This window comes from Sandarakinorhabdus oryzae (assembly GCF_009733735.1).
Classification (GTDB): domain Bacteria; phylum Pseudomonadota; class Alphaproteobacteria; order Sphingomonadales; family Sphingomonadaceae; genus Sandarakinorhabdus; species Sandarakinorhabdus oryzae.
This window is the reverse complement of the sequence record NZ_WNJP01000192.1, coordinates 1-4,809: the sequence shown is the minus strand read 5'-3', so window position 1 is coordinate 4,809 and position 4,809 is coordinate 1. Positions and strand designations below refer to the sequence as shown.

4 protein-coding genes are annotated in these 4,809 nt (G+C 69.6%); 2 read left to right on the top strand and 2 right to left on the bottom strand.

What is annotated here, in order from left to right:
* The coding region (locus tag GJ693_RS13880) for a 4-hydroxybenzoate octaprenyltransferase (protein ID WP_156256872.1) at nt 1-771 on the bottom strand (771 nt) is incomplete at its 3' end.
* Between GJ693_RS13880 and GJ693_RS13875 the strand changes: the two genes are divergently transcribed.
* On the top strand, nt 770-1,507 hold the full coding sequence (locus GJ693_RS13875; RefSeq protein WP_156256871.1) for a 16S rRNA (uracil(1498)-N(3))-methyltransferase: 738 nt from the start codon (nt 770-772) through the stop codon (nt 1,505-1,507). The two genes, GJ693_RS13880 and GJ693_RS13875, sit on opposite strands and share 2 nt — an antisense overlap.
* A gap of 12 nt (nt 1,508-1,519) precedes the next feature.
* Entirely contained in the window at nt 1,520-2,437 is a 918-nt protein-coding gene (locus tag GJ693_RS13870; RefSeq protein WP_156256870.1) for a c-type cytochrome, read from the top strand.
* Here the strand turns inward: GJ693_RS13870 and GJ693_RS13865 are convergent.
* Nucleotides 2,421-4,748, bottom strand: coding sequence for a penicillin acylase family protein (locus GJ693_RS13865; protein ID WP_156256869.1), 2,328 nt, complete (start codon nt 4,746-4,748; stop codon nt 2,421-2,423). The genes GJ693_RS13870 and GJ693_RS13865 overlap by 17 nt on opposite strands.
* Nucleotides 4,749-4,809 lie beyond the last annotated feature (61 nt).

Here is a 4,809-nt window from a genome sequence, read left to right as displayed (position 1 = left end):
CAGCACGGCCAGCGCCTGGCCGGCGACCAGCCACAGCGCCGCGCCCCACAGGACGAGCGCCACAGCGTAGAAGGCCGCCACGCCGCGGCGCGCCCGGTGCCCAAGTGCGCGGGCGGAGGACTTGATGCCCGCCAGCGCGTCATCCTCGATATCCTGCAGGGCGTAGATCGTGTCGTAACCCAGCGTCCAGGCAATGCCGCCGGCCCACAGCAGCCACATCGGCGCCGAAATCGCCTGCACCGCCGCCCAGCCGACTAGCGCGCCCCAATTGAAGGTGATGCCCAGCCAGGCCTGTGGCCACCAGGTGATGCGCTTCATGAACGGATAGGCCGCCACCGGGATCAGGCTGGCCAGCGCCACGATCTGCGCCAATGGCCGCAGCTGCAACAACACGACCAGCCCGACCAGCGACAACGCCACCGCAAAGGCCAGCGCCGCCTTCACCGAAATGCGGCCCGAGGCGACCGGGCGATCCCGTGTGCGCTCGACCTGGGCATCGAGGTCGCGATCGACAATGTCGTTCCACACGCAGCCAGCGCCGCGCATGGCGATGGTGCCCAGCCCGAACCACAGCAGAAACAAAGGCAGGGTCTTCAGCCCGCCTGAAAGCGCCAGCCCGGCCGCGCACGGCCAATAGAGCAGCCACGCGCCGGCCGGCCGATCGAGGCGCGCCAGCCGCGCATAGGCCTGGGCGCGCGCCGGCAGCCAGTCGATCCAGCTCTTCACGGCATCTGGCGTTGCGGAGGGAGGGAGGGTAACCACGGCTTCCATGAGCGAAACTGACCGCAGCTTGTCAACCACGCCGCGCCTGTTCGTGCCGGGTGCCCTGGCGGCGGGCGCGGCAATATCGCTGGATGCGCCGCAATCCCATTATCTCGCCAGCGTCATGCGCCGGCAGCCGGGTGACATGGTGCGCCTGTTCAACGGCCGCGACGGCGAATGGGCGGCGCGGGTGACGGCAGTGGCGAAGAAGGCGGTGGCGCTTGTGGCCGAGCAGCAAAGCGCGCCGCAGGAGCAGGTGGCCGATCTGTGGCTCTGCGCTGCGCCGCTGAAGAAGGGCCGCATTGACTGGCTGGTCGAAAAGGCCTGTGAGCTGGGCGTCGCCCGGCTGCAACTGGTGACCACGCAGCGCACGGTGGTGGACAAGCCCAATCTGGAGCGGTTGGGCGCACACCTGGTGGAGGCGGCCGAGCAATCGGGGCGCACCGCCGTGCCCGATCTGCCGGCGCCGTTGCCACTTGAGCGCTTGCTCAAGTCCTGGCCCGAAGGCCGGGCGCTGATCTTTGCCGATGAAAAGGGTGGCGAGGCGATGGCGGCAACACTGGCGCGTGTACCGGCGCCGGCGGCCATCCTGATCGGCCCGGAAGGCGGCTTCACGCCGGACGAGCGTGCGGCCATTCGTGCCCACCGCGGCGCAATTGCCTTGAGCCTGGGGCCACGCATCCTGCGCGCCGAAACTGCCGCGCTGGCCGCAGTGGCAGTGTGGCAGGCGCTGAACGGTCATTGAGAAGGGAAGGCGATGAAGATCCTGCTGATTGGCGCTGCGGTTGCCGCCACTGTGACGGCGTTCGAAACGCCGGCCTGGCTCTATCCGGCGCCGTCCACCGAGCGACGCCCGCCCGCGGCTGACCCCGAAGCGACGGTGACCCTGCCGGGATCGCGCGTCACCCTGAAGGAGCGCGACCTGCGCACGCCAGAGCGCGCCGTGGACTGGTTCCCCGATCCCGCGCAGCCAGTGCCTGCCTTCATCCGCGAAAACGCCCAGCCCGGCCAATATGCCTGCGGCTTCTGCCACCTGCCACACGGCGATGGCCGGCCGGAAAACGCGTCGCTGGCCGGATTGCCGGAGGAGTATATCATCGATCAGACGGAAGCGTTCCGGTCGGGCGCGCGCACCGCAGCCCGTGCCGGCTGGTTCCCCAGCACCGCCATGCGCACCACCATCCAGCATGCCAGCGCCGACGATGTGGCGACCGCCGCACGCTGGTTCAGTCGCCAGCCCTTCACCTCACGCGTGAAGGTGGTCGAAAGCGCCACCGTGCCGCCCACCGCGCCGCTGGGCTTCATCCTTGCCGCCCAGCCCGGCCCGCGTGAACCGATTGCCGGGCGCATCATCGAGGTGCCGGACGACCCGCACGCCTTTGAAAAGCGCGACCCACGCGCGACGTTCACCGCCTGGGTGCCGCCGGGCAGCATCGCGAAGGGTCGCGCCATCGCCGCCGAACTGGGCTGCATCGAATGCCATGCTGAGCAGATGAACGGCTGGGGGCCGGGGCGCTCACCCAGCTATATCCTCAGGCAGTTGCTGGCCTTCAAGTCCCGCGCCCGCGCCGACGATGGCGCCGAGCCTATGCAGGCGGTGGCGGACCAGCTCGATTTTGACCAGATGGTCGCCGTCGCCGCGTGGATGGCTGACGGCGCTAAGGCGAAACCCTGATGATGCGCTCGGCCTGGCTCAGGACCTTTGTGCGGCTCCACGCAAAGGGGAAATAATTGCCGGTCGCCCAGCGCGGGAACATGTCGCGATAATGCGGGCTGGCCGGATCGCCGGACTGGCCGGGCGTGTTGATCGCCATCGAATTGTCCCACTTGCCCACGTCCATCACCAGCCGCACCGACGCGCCGGCGCCCACCCGATAGTCGCCGGCCGGGCCGCTCACCGGGCTCATCGCCATCGGGGTGGAGCCACTGCCACCGATCGGCAGCGGGCCGACACGGCGTTCGGCATCGCGGCCGGGGATGGAGAGCGCCGGCGTGAAATCGGCGACATGCAGCGCGCCCCAGCGCCACGCCGCCGGATCGGGGCCTAGCCGCTTCTGCGCCTCGGCAAAAGCGGTGCCGAGCGAGCCGAGCAGGATTTCCGCCCGCTTGCCCGCTGGATCGGCGCCGAGCAGCGCACCATTTTCCAGCACCGGCAGGATGTTGGGGATGGAGGGGCGGCCGAAGTTGGCGCGCATGGGTTCCGGCACGATGGCGGCCACCGCCGCGCCGGGCAAGTGCCGGCTGGCCCAGAGCTCATAGAGCGCAGCGGCAGCCGAGTCCGGCCCTTCATGGCCATCCCAGCCGACAAGCAGCGCCAGCGCGCCGCGTTCATTGGCATCGCGGCCGGTCAGGCCCTTCAAGAGCGCCACGGCGCGGCGTGCCATCGGCGACGTGGCATCGTTCTGCAGCGCCATGGCATCGGTGATGCCGAACTTGGGCTTTGACGCGATCACTTCGGAAATGCGGGTGATGCGGCTGCGGTCGGTCCATTCCAGGCCGAGCTGGTGCGGGTATCCGGCCGGCACGTTCATTTCGTTGGCGGTGGCGATCCAGCCTTCGGCCGGATCATGCTTCACCGGCATCAGTTTCGCATCGAGCAGCCCGGTCCAGCGCCAGGCCTTGCCGGCCGGCACCGGCAGCAGGCCATCGCCGGCCGCGCGCACCGGCACGAAGCCGCCCGGCGCCCAGCCAATTTCGCCGGCGCGATTGGCAAACAGCAGGTTGAGCGGCGGCGCGCCCCAATGATCGCGGGCGACGAGGAAATCGTCCCACGTCTTCGCCGTCCACGCCCAGGCGGCGTTGAAATAGGCCGAAGCGCCCGGCTGGCTCCAGGTGGCGCGCAGGGCAAAGCTGCGGCCGCTGGCGGGGTCTTCGTGGATGATCGGGCCATCGGCGCTGAACTTCAGCACCATTTCGCGCGGCGCCTCGCCCTTCACCGCGATGGTCTCGCGCACCTCGATGAGCTTCGTCCCCTTCGGGTTCACCACCAGGTCCTGCTGGTCGATGGCGAAGATGGTCAGCGCCCAGGCCACATCCTCGTTGTGGCCAAAGCTGACGCCGGGCAGCGCCGGCTCGCCGGCACCGGCGATCTTCAGTTCCGGCGTGTCGATGTGGGAGAGGTAGCGCAAATTGGGGATGCCGTGCGCGCGGTGCGGATCATTGGCCAGGATCGGCCGCCCGGTGGCGGATTTCGCCGGGCCGATCACCCAGTTGTTCGAGCCTTCCAGTGCATCGGGATCCAGCTTCGTGGGGTCGCGGCTGGCCAGCACCAGGGCCTTGCCGTCAAAGCGCACCTCGCCGGTGCCCAGCGTATATTCCGCCAGCACATCGGCCGGGATGCTGCACGGATCGAGGCCCTTCGGGATGGCAACATTGTGCGCAGGGGCCAGTTCGCGGCGCAGCGGCTCATACTTCACGTCGCCGCCGCACAGGGCGCGGGCACGGGCGACCTCGCTGGGCAGGTTGCTGGCCAGCGCGTTGGACCGGACGCGCACCACGTCGTCCGCCTGCCAGCGTTCCGGCTGGCTCTTGGTGGCGCTGAACTCGATCGGCAGTGGCTGGCGGCCGGCCTCGACATCGGCGATGAAGGCGTTGATGCCGGCGACAAAGGCCTCGGTCCAGGCCCTGGTTGCGGCCGGGTAATGGCCCCATTCTGCCGCCATGTCGCCGCGATAGAGCAGCAACCGCGCTGCACGGTCCTGCGCGACAAATTGTGGCCCGAAGCTGGCCGACAGCCGGCCCAGCCCGCGCTTGCGCCACAGATCGATCTGCCACAGCCGGTCGCGCGCCACGGCATAGCCCTGCAGGAAGAAGCCATCGCGGGCATTGGCCGCATAGATGTGCGGCACGCCAGCACGATCGATGACGATCTCGCCCGGCGCGGTGAGGCCGGGCAATTGGCGGCTTTCCGAAAATGCGCCGGGTGGCGCGTCCTGGGCGGTTGCTGCCGTGGTGAGGAGCAGGGCGGCAGCGGCGGCGCGGATCATTCGGCAGCCAGCGCGGCGGTGGCGGGGGCGGCCTGCGGGCCACGGATCAGGCCGCCGGGCA